The following is a 17,460-nucleotide window of genomic DNA, read 5'->3' on the forward strand; positions in this document are numbered from 1 at the left end:
TCGTCTAATTATTGTGTGCGGCAGGTTGTCGCGTACACCAAAGAACAATCAGCGGCGGCCAGCAGAATCGAGCGATTGTGCACGCAGTGTTGGTTAGGTCGCCCCTAAGCTTGGCAATGCTCGTTCGACGGGTGAGGGGCAATCGGAAACTGGGAGTGGTCTTGTGATTTGACGTTACCAAGTTGCAGAAATTTGCTCGGTGTTACGCAGGGAAGACTCCCTCAACTGTATAAATGGTTTCAAACTTAAAAATGAAAAATGCTGCAAATTTTTGCCACCTGCTTAGATTTCAGCGATTGGTATAGCAGTATGCCGCACTATTTTTGCTGCCTCGCGTTACGAGCGTTGGTCCTCTGGCAGCTGTTTGAGTTTATTGCTTTCAGTAAAACGCCAGACTTTAACTTCCGCCCGTCATGGAGGACGATAGTTAAAGCTCCGCGAGTTTAAATTGCATCCGTCAGCATCTAGAAGACGAGTGCTTTCCTGCAACAATATCACAAATTGTTACAATATATTTCAGGACTGATAGCATGGATGTCGCCAGAAGAGGCTCCTTATCCTGCAGCTTTTTCCAGAGTGCGGTGTTGAGGGTGAGAGTCTGATACCCAAATCTGGCAATACAAACCGCAAAGCAATTTTTCGGTCTTGAATTTCAGACCTATGTCCTCAGCACGACGATAAACGCTCTCGTTTTAAGAGCCTACACTGAGGAAAGAACAATGTTTACAGACAAATATAACTTGCGTGATGTGCTGCTGTACAATCAAATGCTGATCAAACAAACCCCAACCAGAAGCATCTATAAAAATGAGCGCGCTGCCTTGAATAAGGCACCGAAGTATTTCGACGCACCACTTGAGGATATTCCTGCTGACATCACCTTCATCGAGACCAAACTCGGTCGTGGTCCTGTTAGGTGCTGTCCGCCCCAAGCCCCCGAAATTAGCAGTTTCAAGGATGTTCGCAAAAACCTTAAGGGTCTGTGAAACGCTTTCTCGATTATAAGAATCCGAATGCTATCACCAAAGAAAGCATGTTGCCGGATGGCAAATTTATTGTCGATTACGTTCAGAAAAATGGAGGTGTTACAAAGTTACCAGATGGGTCTCCCGGAAAAAAGTTGCCCCCCCACTTGCATTTCTCTATTGGCGCACTCGCTCGGGCTGCATGTGCGGCAGGATATTCCATCGCTGAACTTGATGGAGAAAAGATACAAGAACTGATTGATAGTCTTAAGGGTTCTGCCAAACGGAGTGCAAAACTGGGTGTCTTGCGTCTTAACGAACTGATCAACCGCAGAGGCGAATTTCCTGAAATCGATATTTTTTTGCCTGCCCAGCCTTTGGTCATTGCAAAGCGGTGCGTTAAGCCTTCCGATAAATATGCCCGATCATCCAAGGAACCCTGCGCTCAGTTGTTGTGGGATGACATACAAGCATTTGCCACGAAACGCCGTGGAGTAGATGAAAATGGAGATCCTATCCCTCCTGAAGAATCCGAATTCGGCCTGGTGACTGAGAAAAAGTATGGAGATATCGTCAAGCAAGCCATCAACACTTTGGTCTTAGAAGGCTATCTGACCGGCGAAGAAACACTCAGACTTCGCGACATTTGTAGTGAAACAATGATCAAAGCTTTTGCCAAGGGGTGGCAGCGCAGAATTCAATCCGGCGAAGTCAGCAATGATGCCGACTATTATTACAATATGATCAGTAAAATGAGGTTCATCGCCGAAGTTATGGGAGCGGGAAAAAAGGAGCTGAAGCGCATTCAGAAGATCGTTGACAAGATTAACGGTAAACGCAAATACAAGAAAAGAGGCAGCAAAATGTCTCCGGTACGGAAACAGTTCGTGCGCGACTTTTCCAGAGACTATTACTATCAGAACAAACTTTTTGGGTCGCCAGAAGAGTTGCAAAAACGGGCGCAAAAGGTGCTCGACAATTGGGATCGATCCAAGACGAATGAGCGTATGCTTGCCATCAAGATGGGAATAGCAGCGTGCATCAATGCGATCCTGTACAGGGCCTCTCCGATCCGGCGTAAAAATCTCAATGACTTGCGTTTCCGGGGAGAGAACGCAACCCTCATTTTCAATGACCGGAATGATCTCTATATTTTTCTTTCTGAGGACATGGTTAAAAATGGCCGCTCAATCGAACACGAGGCCGATAAAGATGCCTTCCCGATTGTGAAGTGGTTTATTGACGAGGTGCGTCCCAAGTGGATCCATAGTCATCCTTACGGCAGTAAGCTCGTTGATAGTGATTATCTGTTTCCTTCAAAGCGAGCGGATCGCCCTTTGGAAGTGGAAACAATGGCCGACCACTACTATCAGGCTATTGGCCAGCTCGGCTTGTCAGGGCTCACCTTTCATTTAGCACGTCACATCAGTGTTTTCCTCATTCTGGCAGAAAACCCCAATGCTTGGTCTGAAGCCTGCGAAATTCTCGGCGATACGCTCTCATCTGTTCGAGACTTTTATGCATGGATGGACGATGAACGGACGCACAAGCAAGGTCGGATCTATCTCCAGAACTCGGTTAAAAATGCTCGCAAATATAAAGAGGGACAGAGAAATGCCTGATCCGTCTTTGTCTGACAGTGACATGAAGCGGTATAACGATTGGAAATCCTATTTGCGATCCAATGGCATTTCGATACCTCAGAAGGAGCATTTTACCAATTACGCCAGCTTGCCAACACTCTGTCGGTTGCGCCCCGTCCTCGCTGTTCTTGAGCCGGAAACTATTGGCCCTATGCGCGTCGCAATATCGGAGCTGGCAGCCGAGAAAAACGCCAAGAGAGCGAGCCGCGCAAAAGGCGGCAAAAAAGGCGTAGCCCGCCAGGTGTCGGTCGAAAAGGCAGAACTACCATCCGACTGGCAAGCTACCATTGCTCGTTTATATAGTGAGTGCGAAAACCAAAGTGGCGACTGGATTGATTTTGATTCAGAGTCCGAACTCTCGACATTGCCTTGGTCAACAGTGCGTGATGCCGAATACGTGCTGTGCATGATTGCTAAAGCCTGCATTAACCGGAACAAGAAGGTGTCACTGAAATCAGAAACTGTTGCCTACTGGATAAAAGATGCCAGAGATCGCGGATGTGGCGCACGAGGCCTTTCATGCCAGATCGGCAAGCTACGGAGCTTCGTATTGCACTATCAAGGACAAAAATCCAAGCTTGCCAAAAAGCTGTCACGACTGCGAAAGCACTACAACCGTCTTGCCGCTAAAGAACCAAAACGAAAAGCGCGCTTTTTGTTGACCAACCCTAACGATATCGGAAAAGTTTTGTTGCGAGCAGAGGAATTGCTCGATGAAGCACGGAGCGCTCCTCTTGGTTTTTTTCATCGCATCAAACTATTCTTGGATGCGGCAGCCTTGGCCTTGTCAATTGTTGCTCCGCTACGCATTAGTGACCTGCACAGATTGGAAGTCGGTGTGCATTTAATCCGTCATAATGACGGTTGGGAGATGAACATCGAAACGCAAAAAACGGGTGGCGAATATCATCGTAGCCTGTTGTATCCAGAAATCACCCCGTTTCTGGATGCGCTCGTCATGGAAGATGCTCCTGGCAGACACATCGAAGCAGGTTATACCGCCAGAATCGGAACACCGATCTTCTCGAGAGATAATGGCCGAACCGGTTTATCGGGAGACTGGATTTCCGACGTCTGGTTCGAATATTTTGGCTGTGGAGCTCATATCTCAAGAACACTTTGGCACGAAGAAGTGCACGATGAAAACAGCTCAAAGACCTATATTGCTCTTGAATTGTGTGGACAGAAAGACCCTAAAACTGCAAACCAATATCTTGTGCGGGACATGCGAAAGAGAAACTTTCAGAAAGGCAAGCAATTACGGTCCAATTATCGAAAGCGAGTTCAGGCAACTTCCATCGTTTTCACCGTGCCACCGAACAAAGACTAAGGCAGCAAATGCATGATTTCGATGGCTCTGAACCTGTAATCCGCTATTGGAAGATCGACAGATGGGATTTCACCGATTTCGGCTAGGCGACGGATGGAGCGTTCCGAGCGCCCAAATATATTGGGGTCGGCAAGATCCGCCGACTTCAACATGGGTTCTTTCATCGCCCGCCAGTTCTTTTCCGCGACAATGCTGTAACCTTCAGCAGCCCAAATGTCGGCCCATCTATATCGCTTTGGTTTCCCATGCACCTGTTGAAGACCATAGCGACTTTCATGGTCATTACAGATTTTGTCTGCAACTGGTCGGCTTACATTCCAATATCTTGCCAGGTCTGAAATCTTTGCCAGACCCGGATCTTGATTGGTGCTTATGTTTGCTGTGCTTTTCCTCATACAAGCCAAATAGGGCCAAACTCTTAAACACAAAAATAATAATAAATATTGTTGATCATAGGAGCAGAATTGACCTTATCGCGATTGGCCTGTCTGCTAGTCATACGGTAATTTTTACCATTAACTCTATGGCAGGAACCCAAGGTTCGGAGGAAATATTCAAGAGAAGAAGATAACAATGAAAGCCAATGAAATGATGAATATCCACCAAAACGCATATGCCGAAAATCACCCACTTTGCGGCCAAAATTTACGCTTCTGCGAAAATTCATACATACACACGCTGGTGGACATGGCTTGAGTACAGGTGAGTGTATAGGTGATCTGACCGCAGATGCATAGCTCTGTCCGTTTAGCTATAAATATGCGGCCAAAATGAGTGATCGAACCAGATAAGAGCGTGTCAATTGCAACCAAATATGGGCTCAGGTTGAGGCAGGTTTCGATCATGGTGGCAACGATCTTATTTTGCGGCTTTCAATAGTTTTTGCAATCGAAATTCAGAGAGGCACGGCAGCGGGGAGACGCCGCGCCTATCTGACTTATAATATAAAGTGAGGCTGGTGTCTGTTTTCTACAATGGAGAAATATAGACATGACCGATTCCATCATCCAATCTCCCGCCAACTGGCTGAACGACCTTAAGCGGGGCGACGTTGTCCAATTTGCTGCTGTCTCGCCAACGAGATCAGAGCAGTTCAACGCATTTGTCATAATCGACCTTTATTCCACCGAGTCCCAGACACTGCTGATGATGGGGCACGGCAGAGATATCGATCCTGCATCAAACAAGGCGTTGGAAATTCCTGTCATCGAAGCGGAGAGCCTGCGGATGGCCGGACTCAAAAAGCCACTGTCCTTTTCACTCAATTACATCCGTACAGTTTCAATCCCTCATGATGAAACGGGCTTTCCTGCTATTGCCTCCCCTGTGATCGGTCGATTGGCTGACATAGATCTGCTTCGCATGCAATTCATCCGCAAACCCGATCGCATCCGGGAAGACCGACTTCATCTTCTTGATGCCCTTCACTACTGGACGCATCGGGACACGGAAGGATCTGGTTCGGTAGCCAGTGAGAGCTTCTGATGGTCTCAAAAAGCAAATTGGAGAATGGGGCCAACCCCATTCCCTCATGATTTCAGTTCGACGTTCATCGGTAGCATTGATCAGTCCTAACTCACGTCAGGAAGCAGTGAAGGCAAAAGGAAAATTCTGAGAGGAATCGAGATCACTTGTGGCAGCCTTGGTGACGCCGCGCATGATCCGATCCTCTTGGGAAAGGGCAAAGAAAGGCGTCAGAGAATATCCAAACAACGAATGGAGTAACTGATGCTCATCAAGGTCAAGCCCGATCAACGATCAACCAAGTCTAACTGGCAAGATAACCTGAGCTGGGGCGACGTTGTCATGTTTCGATTCCCGTCAGAGGAGGGTTGTCAAACGCGACCGCCCAAGGCCCGCCCCTGCGTGGTGCATGATGTCCGGGATATCGCCGGCATAAGACTGGTCACCCTAATTCGCGGCTCTAAGACATCAAGCCAATCTGAGGATGGTTATGAGACGCTCGTCGTGCATCCGATTGCCATTGCTGCGGCAGGTCTGAACGGCCCAACACGATTTGACAGCCGCAAAAGGATTACGGTCTCTGTTGACCATGACTGGTTTGTTTGCGGGTCGGCCAAGACACCTGTCCTTGGGAGTTTGACTGGCAAAACAAGACGCCGGTTCAATTCTGTTCGGGCGGTCGTTGATGCCCTGATCGATTTGGCTGTCAGTCGTCGAGCTCAAGTAACGAAGCAGCAGTCTTCTCCTCTGTATTGATCATGCCGTCGATTTCGCCCGGACTGGCCAGCGTCTGACCGGGCAGAAATCACGAGAATTGGCAAAACCATGTTTTCTGCCTTCAAAAATTCCCGCTTTTTCAGTCAGAAATTTGACTTCATCAAAGAACATCGAACCGCATCGGTTCGTAAAATTACCTCATGAAATTAATTTTCCTTTTAATTTCATAAGGTTACCTCTGTTTCGTAAAATTTTCATTTTGATCCGGATTTTTTCGAACTCAGCTGAATTCCAGATGCTTTGAAAAATTGAATGGGATGGTGTCCGTGGAAATGGCTGAGGAAATTCAAACGCTCCCAAATTATATCACGCTGGCAACCGCCGCAAAGTTGCTGGGTCGCAAAACCCAGACACTTCGCAATGAGCGGGATAAGGGCAATCTGGTTTGCTACCGGATGGGAGGCGTGGACTACACCACCTATCAGAACATAAAGGACATGTTTGAACTATGCCGCGTAGAGCCAAACCCCCGCGCCTCTTTCTCCGGGAGAGACAAGGTCGTTCGCCGGTCTATGTCATCCTCGACCGAGGCAACGAGACAAGCACGGGCTACGGCCCTGAATGCAGCGAAGAAGCTGAAAAGTTCTTGAGTGACTATCTCGCGTCCAAATGGTCGACGCGAGATCTGGTCTCTCCCTCCAATATGGCTGTGGCCGATGTTCTGACCGCCTATGCAATTGAACATGCGCCGAGCACGGCCGACCCAGCAAGGGTGGGATATGCCATTGATGCGCTGATGAGCTTTTGGGGCGAAAAGACCGTTGCAGAGGTCAAGAAAAACAATTGTCGCAGATATGCTGAAGAGCGTGGTGTTGCTGATGGGACAATTCGGCGGGAGTTGGGCGTTCTTCGCGCTGCTCTGAATTATTGTGAGCACGAGGAATATCTCCTCAAGGCTCCAGTTGTCCATCTGCCTGAAAAGCCTTCTGGCCGCGATCGCTGGTTGACCCGAGAGGAAGTCGCCAAACTCTTGAGAGTGGCGCGCAAAAATCCTGAGACTAGGCACATTGCAAAATTCATTCTGGTTGCGGTCTATACCGGTACACGAAAAAGCGCCATTCTCAATCTCGGTTGGGAAAAATCTGACTTTGCGGGTCATATCGATATCGAGAACGGGATTCTTTATCGTGCTGGTGCGAAGGAAAGGCGAACCGACAAGGAACGCACGCCGGCCCGCTTGCCTCGACAGCTTCTCTTGCACGCTCGACTTTGGCGCAAGAACAATCCGATCTGTGTAATTGCCTATCGCGGTGAGAAGGTCAAGGACATCAAGACAGGCTGGGGGCGGGTTTGCCGCGATGCCGCGATCATGGGAGTCAATCGGCACACCTTGAAACATACGGCTATCACATGGGCTATGCAGAACTGCGCAACGCCTGCCGATGCAGCAAGCTTCTTTGCCACCTCCATCCGGACAATCGAGGAAACCTACCTCCATCATCATCCTGATTTTCAGGATTCGGCTGTCAGTGCAATGGAAGGGAATAACAAGAAGCCCAGGAAATAGCGTGTCGCCCCGGCGATTTCATGGGCCATTTCATGGGCGCAATCGAGGTGCTCCAGAATTCTCTTTCCCTAAGATGCTGTATTTGCTGGGGAAATTTGGTGCACCCGGCGAGATTCGAACTCACGACCTCTGCCTTCGGAGGGCAGCGCTCTATCCAGCTGAGCTACGGGTGCTTGATGCTTTGGCTGCGAGTGGGATCAAATGCAAAAATCTTGCGGTTTATTTGATCGATTGCCGCGTGGCAATCTCGAGACAAGCACGATATATGACGGCCTTCTTAGCTTATGCATCGGGTTGGTGCAATCGAAAAGCACAGGCATTTGACGTCCTTGTGTATATTGAAGACACCATCGGGTGGGCTGGGCACAAACACCGCCTGACAGACGCCATAGGACGCGGGCTGCCTGATACCGAACGCCGAGGACTGACAGGTCTGGTGTCCACTTGCTGAGAAACAAAAAGCCCCGGCGAGATCCGGGGCTTTTGCTGATATGTTTGCGGTGAGATCTCAGATGACCTTGCGCACCTCGTGCAGGAAGCTGTCGATACCGCTTTTCAGTTTCTCACCATTGAGGGCCAGCTCTTGTGATGCCGAGTGAACGTCCTGGGCTGCGTGGGAGGCCTCTACAATGCTGTTGCTGACAGAGGCGATGTTGTCGCTGACCTTGGTGCTGCCCATGGAGGCTTCTTCGATGCTGCGGGCAATTTCGTTGGAAGCCGCACTTTGTTCCTCGACCGCGGCTGCGATGGCAACGGCAATTTCCTTGGTGTTGGCTACCGTGCGTTCGATGCCGTCGAAGGAACTGACGGCATTCTGGCTGGCTGCCTGAATGCGGGCGATCTGCTGGCCGATGTCGTTGGTTGCCTTTGTGGTCTGCGTGGCGAGCGCCTTGACCTCATTGGCCACCACGGCAAAGCCCTTGCCTGCCTCTCCGGCTCTGGCGGCCTCAATGGTGGCGTTGAGCGCCAGAAGGTTGGTCTGGTCGGCGATGTCGGCGATGAGCGACATGACAGCGCCAATGCTGTCGGCGGCGAGCGACAGGCCCTTGAGGTCCTCACTGGTCTGGCGCACTTCGTTGACGGCAGTCTGGCTGTGCTCGGCGGAGCGCATGACCTGTTGATTGATCTCGCTGATGGAATTGGTCAGCTGTTCGGTTGCAGAGGCAACGGCACTGACGTTGTTCGAGGTCTGCTCGGAGGCGCGCTGTACGATGCCTGCCTGATTGCTGGTGTCGGTTGCGATCTGGCCCATCGATCCGGCAGAAGCTTCGAGTTCGACCGCGGCGGCGGCTACGATCTGAACGATGCTGCTCATCTGGTCTTCAAAGTCCTGAACGGCCTTGGAGAAAGAGCTTACCTTGTTCGACATGACATCCATGGCGTCATTCACCGTGCGACTGGCAACGGCGAAGCTGCCGCTCATGCCCGTTTCGGAAATGCGTCGGTAATATTTGTTGCGGGCAACATATTGCAATGACGCGCTCGACTCCCGCAGATAGGCGTCTGATCGGTCGATCAGGTCGTTGATGGCGTGGAGCAGGCGGGCGGCGTCCCCCTTCTCGGTGATGTTGATGATGCGTTTTTCGAAATCGCCCCTGGCTGCGGCTTCGCAAACATCAATGGCTTTCTTGACGGCGGACTTATACTGGTTTTTCAGCATCATTTTTGATCTCTGTTGCGGCTCTGGCTGCGGGCGAGCCGGGCTGGGCCGGGCAAGTGTCATGCGTCATGCGTCATGCGTCATGCGTCATGTGTCACAGTGTTGCGGCGAACTGGTGATAGGTGATGCCTTTGGATTTCAGTATTCCATCAAGCATCGCCCTTGACGCCTTCTGGCCTTCCTTGCGGTTGGCGTGGGCGTTCTCTTCAGCCAGCAACTGTCTGTAGAGCGGGATGATCACAGTGTCGACGATGGCCCGATCCGGAACCCGACGACTGGAATGATAGCCGACGATTGTTCCCGACTGGTCTTTGCTCGGGGTGATGTGGGCGTTGACCCAGTAGTGGTCGCCGTTTTTGCAACGGTTGACGACATAGGCGAAAATCTCCTCGTCGTTCTGCAGTGTTTCCCACATCAATTCAAAGACGCAACGTGGCATGTCCGGGTGCCGAATAATGCTGTGTGGCTGGCCCAGCATCTCTTTTTCGGAATAGCCGCAAATGTCTATAAACTGTTTGTTACAATAGGTGACGCGCCCTTTGAGATCTGTCTTTGAAACAATGATTTCAGATACCTCAAAAAATCGCTCGGTCCCCGTCAATGCGAAATTTTTTGACATAGTCGCTCCAGCGCAAGGTTTTATACCCCCTGCGACTTGCGTATAGTTTTAAAATTACTATAAAATGTTTAGCATTTGGCTCTTAACAGAGTATTTATGAAAGAGAGTTGCTAATTAAAACATTTGTTCTTAGTATAAGCACTTATTAATTTTCAGGTAAATTTATCCGATTTACCCAACTTGCAATTGAAAACAGTCACTTTCTCGTTCAATTGAGGTTGGTTGTTGTAAGTATTATCATTTCCAATACTTATATAATATTTGAATATCATGTGATTTGAAGGTTTTGCCTCTGCTCTGGACAGGCGGCAATGACGCTGTAAGGGGCGAAAAAAATCCCGGCAGGGCAGGGTGCCCAACCGGGATGTGTTTTCTTCGCTTCAATGGAGCTGTCAGCTCAGCTTGCCATGGCAATGCTTGAACTTCTTGCCCGAGCCGCATGGGCACAACGCATTGCGCTGCACCTTGCCAAAGGCGTTGTGTGGCGCAGATTCCTCGTTCGGAATGGCTTCATTTTCGCCGGTGTTCGGGTTTGCATGCTGCTCGTGCATTTCGGGCAGCTCATTCTGTCCGAACGGGTTCGGCTCTTCCTGACGCAATTGCACGTGGGCCAGTTGCTGGGTGACCAGACGGCGCATGCTGTCCATCATGGCCTGGAACAGCTCGAAGCTTTCGGTCTTGTATTCCTGAAGCGGATCGCGCTGGCCGTAGCCGCGGAAGCCGATGACGTTGCGCAGGTGGTCAAGGGCAACCAGATGCTCGCGCCAGAGATGATCTAGAATCTGCAACAGAACCGATTTTTCAACCTGACGCATCAGGTCCGGGGTGAAGTTGGCGGTCTTGGCAGCTGCTGACTCGTCGGCCGCCTTGGTCAGGCGTTCGATGATTTCCTCGTCGGCGATGCCTTCTTCCTTGGCCCAGTCCTTGACCGGAACATCAAGGTTGAGGATTTCCTGAACCTCATTGTGCAGCCCCTCGACATCCCACTGCTCGGCATAGGCCCGTTCCGGGATATGCTTGGCGACGATGTCCTCGATGACTTCGTGGCGCATGTCGACGACCGTATCGGCGACGCTGTCATCCTTCATCAGATCAACGCGCTGATCGAAGATCACCTTGCGCTGGTCGTTCATCACGTCGTCGAACTTCAGCAGGTTCTTGCGGATGTCGAAGTTGCGGGCTTCCACCTTTTTCTGGGCCTTTTCAAGGGCCTTGTTGATCCATGGGTGGATGATGGCTTCGCCTTCCTTGAGGCCAAGCTTCTGCAACATGCCGTCCATACGGTCGGAGCCGAAAATGCGCATCAGGTCGTCTTCCAGCGAGAGGAAGAATTTCGAGCGTCCCGGGTCACCCTGACGGCCGGAACGGCCGCGCAACTGGTTGTCGATACGGCGGCTTTCATGGCGCTCGGTGCCGATCACGTAGAGGCCACCGGCTGCCAGAGCCTGTTCCTTCTTGGCTTCGATATCGGCCTTGATCTCGGCAATCTTCTTTTTGCGTTCCTCGCCCTCTACCTCTTCCGGAATTTCCTGGGAAATGCGCATGTCGAGGTTGCCGCCGAGCTGAATGTCCGTACCACGGCCAGCCATGTTGGTGGCGATGGTGATGGCACCCGGTGCACCTGCCTGTGCGACGATCACGGCTTCCTGTTCGTGGAAGCGGGCGTTCAGCACCTGGTGCGGGATCTTTTCCTTTTTCAGGCGCGCCGACAGCTCCTCGGAGCGTTCGATCGAGGTGGTGCCGACGAGGGCCGGCTGGTTGCGCTCGACGCAATCCTTCATCAGGGCGACCAGAGCATCGTCCTTCTCGCGCAGGGTGCGATAGACTTCGTCGTCCTCGTCAACGCGCTGGATCGGCAGGTTGGTCGGAACCTCGATGACTTCGAGGCTGTAGATGTCCATGAACTCTTCGGCTTCGGTCTGGGCCGTGCCGGTCATGCCGGAAAGCTTGTTATAGAGGCGGAAATAGTTCTGGAAGGTCACGGAGGCCAGTGTCTGGTTTTCCGGCTGGATGGCTGCGTGTTCCTTGGCTTCCAGTGCCTGATGCAGACCGTCCGAATAGCGGCGGCCTTCCATCATGCGGCCCGTGAATTCGTCGATGATGACGACTTCGTTGTTCTTGACGATATAGTCCTTGTCGCGCGCAAACAGCATATGGGCGCGCAGCGCCTGATTGAGGTGGTGGACGATCGTCACATTCTCGATGTCATAGAGCGACTCGCCCTGCAGCATGCCTGCCGCCTTGAGGATCTGCTCGACGAATTCGGTGCCTTCCTCGGTGAAGGTTGCCGTCTTCTGCTTTTCATCGATCTCATAGTGTTCCGGCTTGAGCTGGGGAATGAAGGTGTCGATGGTGTTGTACATTTCCGAGCGGTCGTCGAGCGGGCCGGAAATGATCAGCGGCGTGCGGGCTTCGTCGATCAGGATGGAGTCGACCTCGTCGACGATCGCGAAGTTGTGGCCGCGCTGGACCATCTGCTCAAGATCATATTTCATGTTGTCGCGCAGATAGTCGAAGCCGAACTCGTTGTTTGTGCCGTAGGTGACATCTGCTGCGTAGGCGGCCTTGCGCTCCATGTCGTTGAGGCCATGGACGATGACGCCGGTGGTCATGCCGAGGAAGCGGTAGACCTGGCCCATCCAGTCGGAGTCGCGTTTTGCCAGATAGTCGTTGACGGTGACCACATGCACGCCCTTGCCTTCAAGCGCGTTGAGGTAACCGGCCAATGTTGCAACAAGGGTCTTGCCTTCACCGGTGCGCATCTCGGAGATGGCGCCGTCATTAAGGACCATGCCGCCGATCAGCTGAACATCATAATGACGCTGGCCCAAGGTGCGTTTGGCGGCTTCGCGGACGGTGGCAAAGGCGGGAATAAGCAGCTTGTCCAGCTTTTCCCCGTTGGCCAGTTGTTCACGAAACTCCACGGTCTTGTTGCGCAAGGCCTCATCGGAAAGCTGGGAATATTCATCTTCCAGCGCGTTGATGGCGGCGACTGTGGGACGATACCCCTTGATGCGACGATCGTTTGCCGTTCCAAAGAGTTTGCGGGCGATAGCTCCAAGACCAGCCATAGACCGGATCCTTCCTTGAAAAATGCCCCCACATTTTTGTGACGGCCTTATTTGTAACGCAATTGCGGCGAGACTAGGGTCGTAGTGATACAAGCCTCGGCTTCAACATGAATGTCAACAGCCAGATACCCTAAGTTGGCAATAAACTGCTCGGCTGACAGATAAGATTGGGTCTTTGTCTTGTCAACGCCAAGAAAGGCGGGTAGGTCACATGAGAGGCAGTTTTTAAGTTTTTTTCGTTCCAAAAGTGAACAACGATAGGAAAGATACAGATGGTTCGTGCCTATTTCCAGCGGTCTGCATTGGCAGCAGCGACTTCTCTTTTTCTGATTGGCGGCGTCCATGGCGCGTTCGCCCAGGACGCTGCAGCCGATAGCGTCGTTGCCACCGTGAATGGCAAGGCAATCACCGCAGGCGAGTTTGATTTCATTGCAGATCAGCTCGGTCAGCAGACGCAGCAGATGCCTGCCGAACAGAAGAAAAAGACCCTGACCGAGATGCTCGTCAATATGGAACTGGTGTCTCAGGCTGCGCTGAAGCAGGGGCTGGACAAGACCGATTCCTTCAATGAACAGGTCGAATTCATGAAAAAGCGGGCTCTTCAGACAGAGTTTTTCCGCAAGAATGTGGATGAAGCCATCACCGACGCCGATCTGCAGGCTGTCTATGACGAGCAGATCGCTGCTTTGCCTGTTCGTCAGGAAGTCAAGGCCCGTCACATTCTGGTCAAGACCGAAGACGAAGCCAACGCCATCATCAAGGAGCTTGACGGCGGCGCCGATTTTGCCGAGCTGGCCAAAGCCAAGTCCACCGGTCCTTCCGGATCGCAGGGTGGGGATCTGGGCTATTTCGGCCAGGGCCAGATGGTGCCTAGCTTCGAGGCCGCTGCCTTCGCTCTGGACAAGGGCAAATACACTGACAAGCCTGTGAAAACCGACTTCGGCTGGCATGTCATTCTGGTGGAAGACAAGCGGGAAGCCCCCAAGCCAACCCTGGATTCCGTCAAGGATCAGCTGCGCGCCTTTGTGGCGCAGAAGAAGTTCCAGTCGCTGCTGGATGACCTGCGCAAGGATGCCAAGATCGATATCCCTGAATAGGGGGCTGATCTCGTGCATGCTGGCGCATAAGTGTCAAAATGCACTGGCATTTGTGAAGTTCACAGTTTAAGGAGAGGGAACGCATCGATCCGGCCCGAGAGCCACGATGTGTTCCCTCTTTTTTCTTGGAAGGATGCTTGCAATGGATCTCAAACCTTCTCCCTTCGCCCCGACAGACTATCCCGAGCTTGATGCGATTGGCGGTTTTCGCCTTGGCGTTGCTGCAACCGGCGTCAAATACAAGGGCCGCAACGATTTGTTGGTGGTGGAGATGGCTGAAGGCACGACCGTTGCCGGTGTCTATACCCGTTCCAAGTGCCCGTCTGCTCCGGTAGACTGGTGCAAGGCCCATCTTGCAGGCGGCAGCGCTCGTGCTCTGGTGGTCAACGCCTCCAACGCCAACGCCTTTACCGGCTCGGCCGGGGTCAAGACCACCACGGCTGTTGCCAATGCGGCGGCTGAGGCCTGTGGTGGCAAGCCTTCCGAGGTTTTCATGGCGTCTACGGGCGTTATTGGCGAACCTCTGGATCCGGCCCCCATCACCTCGCTGTTTGGCACCCTTTTTGATTCCGACAAGACCAATGCTTCCTTCATGGATGCCGCCAGGGCCATCATGACGACGGACACCTTCGTCAAGGCTGCAACTGCCAGCGCCGATATCGACGGTACCACGGTGACGATCCACGGCATCGCCAAGGGATCGGGCATGATTGCACCGGACATGGCGACGATGCTCGGCTTTGTCTTCACCGATGCGCCGGTTTCGGCGGAAGCTTTGCAGGCCCTGCTTTCCCGCCATGTGGATACCTCCTTCAACGCCATCACCGTTGATAGCGATACCTCGACCAGCGACACGCTGATGGTCTTTGCCTCCGGCGCTGCCAAAGGGCGCGGCTGCCCGGTGATCGAAAAGGCCGATGATGCCCGTCTGGAAGCCTTTTCCAATGCCTTGAGTGCGCTGCTGCAGGATCTCGCCAAGATGGTCGTGCGTGACGGCGAAGGGGCCAGCAAGTTCCTCGAAATCACCGTCTCGGGTGCCGAAAATGACGCGGCTGCCAAGCGTGTGGCTCTGGCCATTGCCAACAGCCCGCTGGTGAAAACGGCAGCTGCCGGAGAAGACGCCAACTGGGGGCGTGTCGTGGCGGCTGTCGGCAAGGCTGGCGAAATGGCCGATCGTGACAAGCTTGCCATCTGGTTCGGGCCATTCCGTCTGGCCGTCGATGGCATGCGTGATCCGGATTATTCCGAAGAGGTCGCCAGCGCATACATGAAGAATGACGAAATCGAGATCCGCGCCGATCTGGGGATCGGCTCCGGCAAGGCAACCGTCTGGACCTGTGACCTCACCCACGGCTATATCGCCATCAATGGCGACTACCGCAGCTAGGGACCCCTTCGCATGAGCGCACCAGAAGACAAGACCCATTCTCCGGTTCGGCTCCTGCTCGTGGTCGCGGTCGCGTTGGTGGACGAAGACAACCGCATTCTGATTGCCCAGAGGCCCGAGGGGAAGAATCTCGCAGGCCTTTGGGAATTCCCCGGTGGCAAGCTGGAAGCTGGTGAACGGCCTGAGGTGGCTCTTGTTCGCGAGCTGGAAGAAGAGTTGGGCATCAAGACCAAGGAAGCATGCCTGGCGCCGTTGACCTTTGCCAGCCACGCCTATGACGAATTCCATCTCCTGATGCCGCTCTATATCTGCCGTCGCTGGGAAGGGGTGCCTCAGTCGCAAGAAGGGCAGGCGCTCAAATGGGTGCGGGCAGGCGCCTTGCGCGACTTTCCCATGCCTCCGGCAGACCTGCCGCTGATTGCGCCTCTCGTGGATCTACTTGGCGCCTGATTGCCCAGCCTTCGGCAATTTGTCGCATGTCGCCTTAAGCTTTTGGTTGCCATTCTTTCAGCATGGAAAAAACATTCGTCGTTTTTTTGGGATTTTTTTACATCTTTCTGTAAATTTGATTCATTCGCTCATCAATCCGGCAATCGGAAGCTCGGAAGCTCGGAAGCGCAGCGGGATTGATGGGGTCATTTCACGCAACCGTCTGGATCATTGCAATGCTCAAGTTCCGTTCATTCCTGAAAGACGAGAGTGGGGCCACCGCGTTGGAATATGGTTTTATCGTTGGCCTGATTGGTGTGGTCATTGTGGCTGCGATGGTTGATGTCGTCGCTGTCGTTGAAGATATATTTACCTATCTTGGCAAGACGTTGAGTGCTGCTGTTCCTTGAGATTTGTCGGGCCTTATGCCAGGTGCTCACACGGTCAGGGCGTTGACCCTGCTCGCTTCACTCTTTCTCCTTGATCATGATGCCCAGTCGGTGCGCCGGATCAGCAAGTGGACTTGTCTCCCAGAACGCTGGCGAGGGACATTTTCGCGCTGCCCGGCTTCAGCGGCTGTTGCTGGCTTGCGTCCGGGGCCCAGCCTGACAGGGAGATGATCTGGAAGGTAACCCGAATTCGCCCGTCCGGATCGGAGAAACGCTGCTGGTAGACCTCGGCGGCGCGCATCAGGGTGTCCCGCCGCAGGGGGCGGCGGCTGCGGTCATGGAGCACGTTGGTTGCTCCCATGCGCCTCAGATCCTGCATCAGGGAAAAGAGCGAGGCATAGCGCACGGTCAAGGTGTCGTGATCGACGACCGGCAGGGCAAATCCGGCGCGCTGCATCAGGCTGCCCATGTCCTTGAGGTCTGGCAGGGGTGCAACCCGCGGACTGGCTCCGCCGGATATCTCGCTATCGGCAATCAAAAAGGCTTGCCGCAACTCCGTGAGGCTGTCGCGGCCAAGCAGTGTGGCCAGAAACAGGCCGTCGGGCACCAGCGCCTGACGGATCTGGATGAGAACGCCGGGTAGGTCGTTGATCCAGTGCAGGAACAGCGGCGAGACCAGCAGGTGGCAGCTCTGTGGTTTGAGGGGCAGGTTTTCCGGGTCGAACAGGGTGGCGTGCTCGCCATCATGAAACAGGCTCGGGTGCTGTTCTAGCCGGATGACGTCTTCGGTGCCCTGCCGTTGCGCAAGGGTGCTGGCGAGCAGCCCGGTGTGGCCTCCCAGCTCGACGACACTGGGGAATGGGCGCATGACGATCGATAGGCGGTCCAGCATATCCTCGACCACTTCCCGCAGCAGAAAATCTCCGTCCTGCCCGTGGGCACGCAAGGCGCGAACGCGGCGGCGGGCCAGCAGGTCCGTGTCGAAAAGGCGGGGAATATCGGTCATGGTGCTGATGCTTTCCAGTTTATCGCGCAGGCGGCGCGGCCTTGCGTCCCTTGTATGATAGCGCTGCTTGGGGCATTGTTACCATCGGTCTTTCTGTCTGGATTAGCTAGGGGCGC

At 53.1% G+C, this 17,460-nt stretch carries 14 protein-coding genes and 1 tRNA gene; 10 read left to right on the forward strand and 5 right to left on the reverse strand.

Annotated elements, in window-relative coordinates; translation table 11 throughout:
- The first annotated feature begins 719 nt into the window (after positions 1 to 719).
- The 6 genes from DSL70_RS20480 (at position 720) to DSL70_RS20510 (ending at position 7,686) form a co-directional block, all read left to right on the forward strand.
- Positions 720 to 986 (forward strand): hypothetical protein, encoded by a 267-nt coding sequence (locus tag DSL70_RS20480; RefSeq protein WP_119309845.1) that lies wholly within the window; start codon positions 720 to 722, stop codon positions 984 to 986.
- On the forward strand, positions 983 to 2,587 hold the full coding sequence (locus tag DSL70_RS20485; protein ID WP_119309846.1) for a hypothetical protein: 1,605 nt from the start codon (positions 983 to 985) through the stop codon (positions 2,585 to 2,587). Before DSL70_RS20480 ends, DSL70_RS20485 begins: the two co-directional genes overlap by 4 nt.
- A complete protein-coding gene (locus tag DSL70_RS20490) occupies positions 2,580 to 3,938 on the forward strand; it encodes a hypothetical protein (RefSeq protein ID WP_119309847.1) in 1,359 nt (452 codons plus the stop codon). The genes DSL70_RS20485 and DSL70_RS20490 overlap by 8 nt, the downstream gene beginning before the upstream one ends.
- A 990-nt stretch (positions 3,939 to 4,928) precedes the next feature.
- Complete coding sequence (locus DSL70_RS20500; RefSeq protein WP_119309849.1) at positions 4,929 to 5,423, forward strand: hypothetical protein; 495 nt, start codon at positions 4,929 to 4,931, stop codon at positions 5,421 to 5,423.
- Between the two features lie 243 nt (positions 5,424 to 5,666).
- Positions 5,667 to 6,158 (forward strand): hypothetical protein, encoded by a 492-nt coding sequence (locus DSL70_RS20505; protein ID WP_119309850.1) that lies wholly within the window; start codon positions 5,667 to 5,669, stop codon positions 6,156 to 6,158.
- A 469-nt stretch (positions 6,159 to 6,627) separates the two neighbouring features.
- Entirely contained in the window at positions 6,628 to 7,686 is a 1,059-nt protein-coding gene (locus DSL70_RS20510; RefSeq protein ID WP_119309851.1) for a tyrosine-type recombinase/integrase, read from the forward strand.
- A 96-nt stretch (positions 7,687 to 7,782) separates the two neighbouring features.
- Here the strand turns inward: DSL70_RS20510 and DSL70_RS20515 are convergent.
- The 4 genes from DSL70_RS20515 to secA form a co-directional block, all read right to left on the reverse strand.
- Positions 7,783 to 7,859, reverse strand: a tRNA-Arg gene (locus DSL70_RS20515).
- A gap of 335 nt (positions 7,860 to 8,194) precedes the next feature.
- Positions 8,195 to 9,349 (reverse strand): methyl-accepting chemotaxis protein, encoded by a 1,155-nt coding sequence (locus DSL70_RS22800; protein WP_280955365.1) that lies wholly within the window; start codon positions 9,347 to 9,349, stop codon positions 8,195 to 8,197.
- Between the two features lie 91 nt (positions 9,350 to 9,440).
- A complete protein-coding gene (locus DSL70_RS20525; RefSeq protein ID WP_119309852.1) occupies positions 9,441 to 9,965 on the reverse strand; it encodes a PAS domain-containing protein in 525 nt (174 codons plus the stop codon).
- Positions 9,966 to 10,357: 392 nt separating this feature from the next.
- The gene (secA, locus tag DSL70_RS20530; protein WP_119309853.1) at positions 10,358 to 13,036 is read right to left on the reverse strand and encodes a preprotein translocase subunit SecA; all 2,679 of its coding nucleotides are present in this window, start codon (positions 13,034 to 13,036) and stop codon (positions 10,358 to 10,360) included.
- A gap of 272 nt (positions 13,037 to 13,308) precedes the next feature.
- Between secA and DSL70_RS20535 the strand changes: the two genes are divergently transcribed.
- The 4 genes from DSL70_RS20535 to DSL70_RS20550 all read left to right on the forward strand — a co-directional run bounded on the left by DSL70_RS20535 (position 13,309) and on the right by DSL70_RS20550 (position 16,359).
- On the forward strand, positions 13,309 to 14,133 hold the full coding sequence (locus DSL70_RS20535; RefSeq protein WP_119309854.1) for a peptidylprolyl isomerase: 825 nt from the start codon (positions 13,309 to 13,311) through the stop codon (positions 14,131 to 14,133).
- Positions 14,134 to 14,275: 142 nt separating this feature from the next.
- Positions 14,276 to 15,520, forward strand: a complete 1,245-nt coding sequence (gene argJ / locus DSL70_RS20540) for a bifunctional glutamate N-acetyltransferase/amino-acid acetyltransferase ArgJ (protein ID WP_119309855.1) — start codon at positions 14,276 to 14,278, stop codon at positions 15,518 to 15,520.
- A 12-nt stretch (positions 15,521 to 15,532) separates the two neighbouring features.
- On the forward strand, positions 15,533 to 15,970 hold the full coding sequence (mutT, locus tag DSL70_RS20545) for an 8-oxo-dGTP diphosphatase MutT (protein ID WP_119309856.1): 438 nt from the start codon (positions 15,533 to 15,535) through the stop codon (positions 15,968 to 15,970).
- Positions 15,971 to 16,185: 215 nt separating this feature from the next.
- The gene (locus DSL70_RS20550; RefSeq protein ID WP_119309875.1) at positions 16,186 to 16,359 is read left to right on the forward strand and encodes a Flp family type IVb pilin; all 174 of its coding nucleotides are present in this window, start codon (positions 16,186 to 16,188) and stop codon (positions 16,357 to 16,359) included.
- Between the two features lie 100 nt (positions 16,360 to 16,459).
- Here DSL70_RS20550 and DSL70_RS20555 read toward each other — a convergent pair whose 3' ends face one another.
- Positions 16,460 to 17,353: a methyltransferase domain-containing protein gene (locus DSL70_RS20555; protein ID WP_425359369.1), complete on the reverse strand. Its 894-nt coding sequence runs from the start codon at positions 17,351 to 17,353 to the stop codon at positions 16,460 to 16,462.
- Positions 17,354 to 17,460 lie beyond the last annotated feature (107 nt).

This window comes from Cohaesibacter haloalkalitolerans (genome assembly GCF_003574655.1).
Classification (GTDB): domain Bacteria; phylum Pseudomonadota; class Alphaproteobacteria; order Rhizobiales; family Cohaesibacteraceae; genus Cohaesibacter; species Cohaesibacter haloalkalitolerans.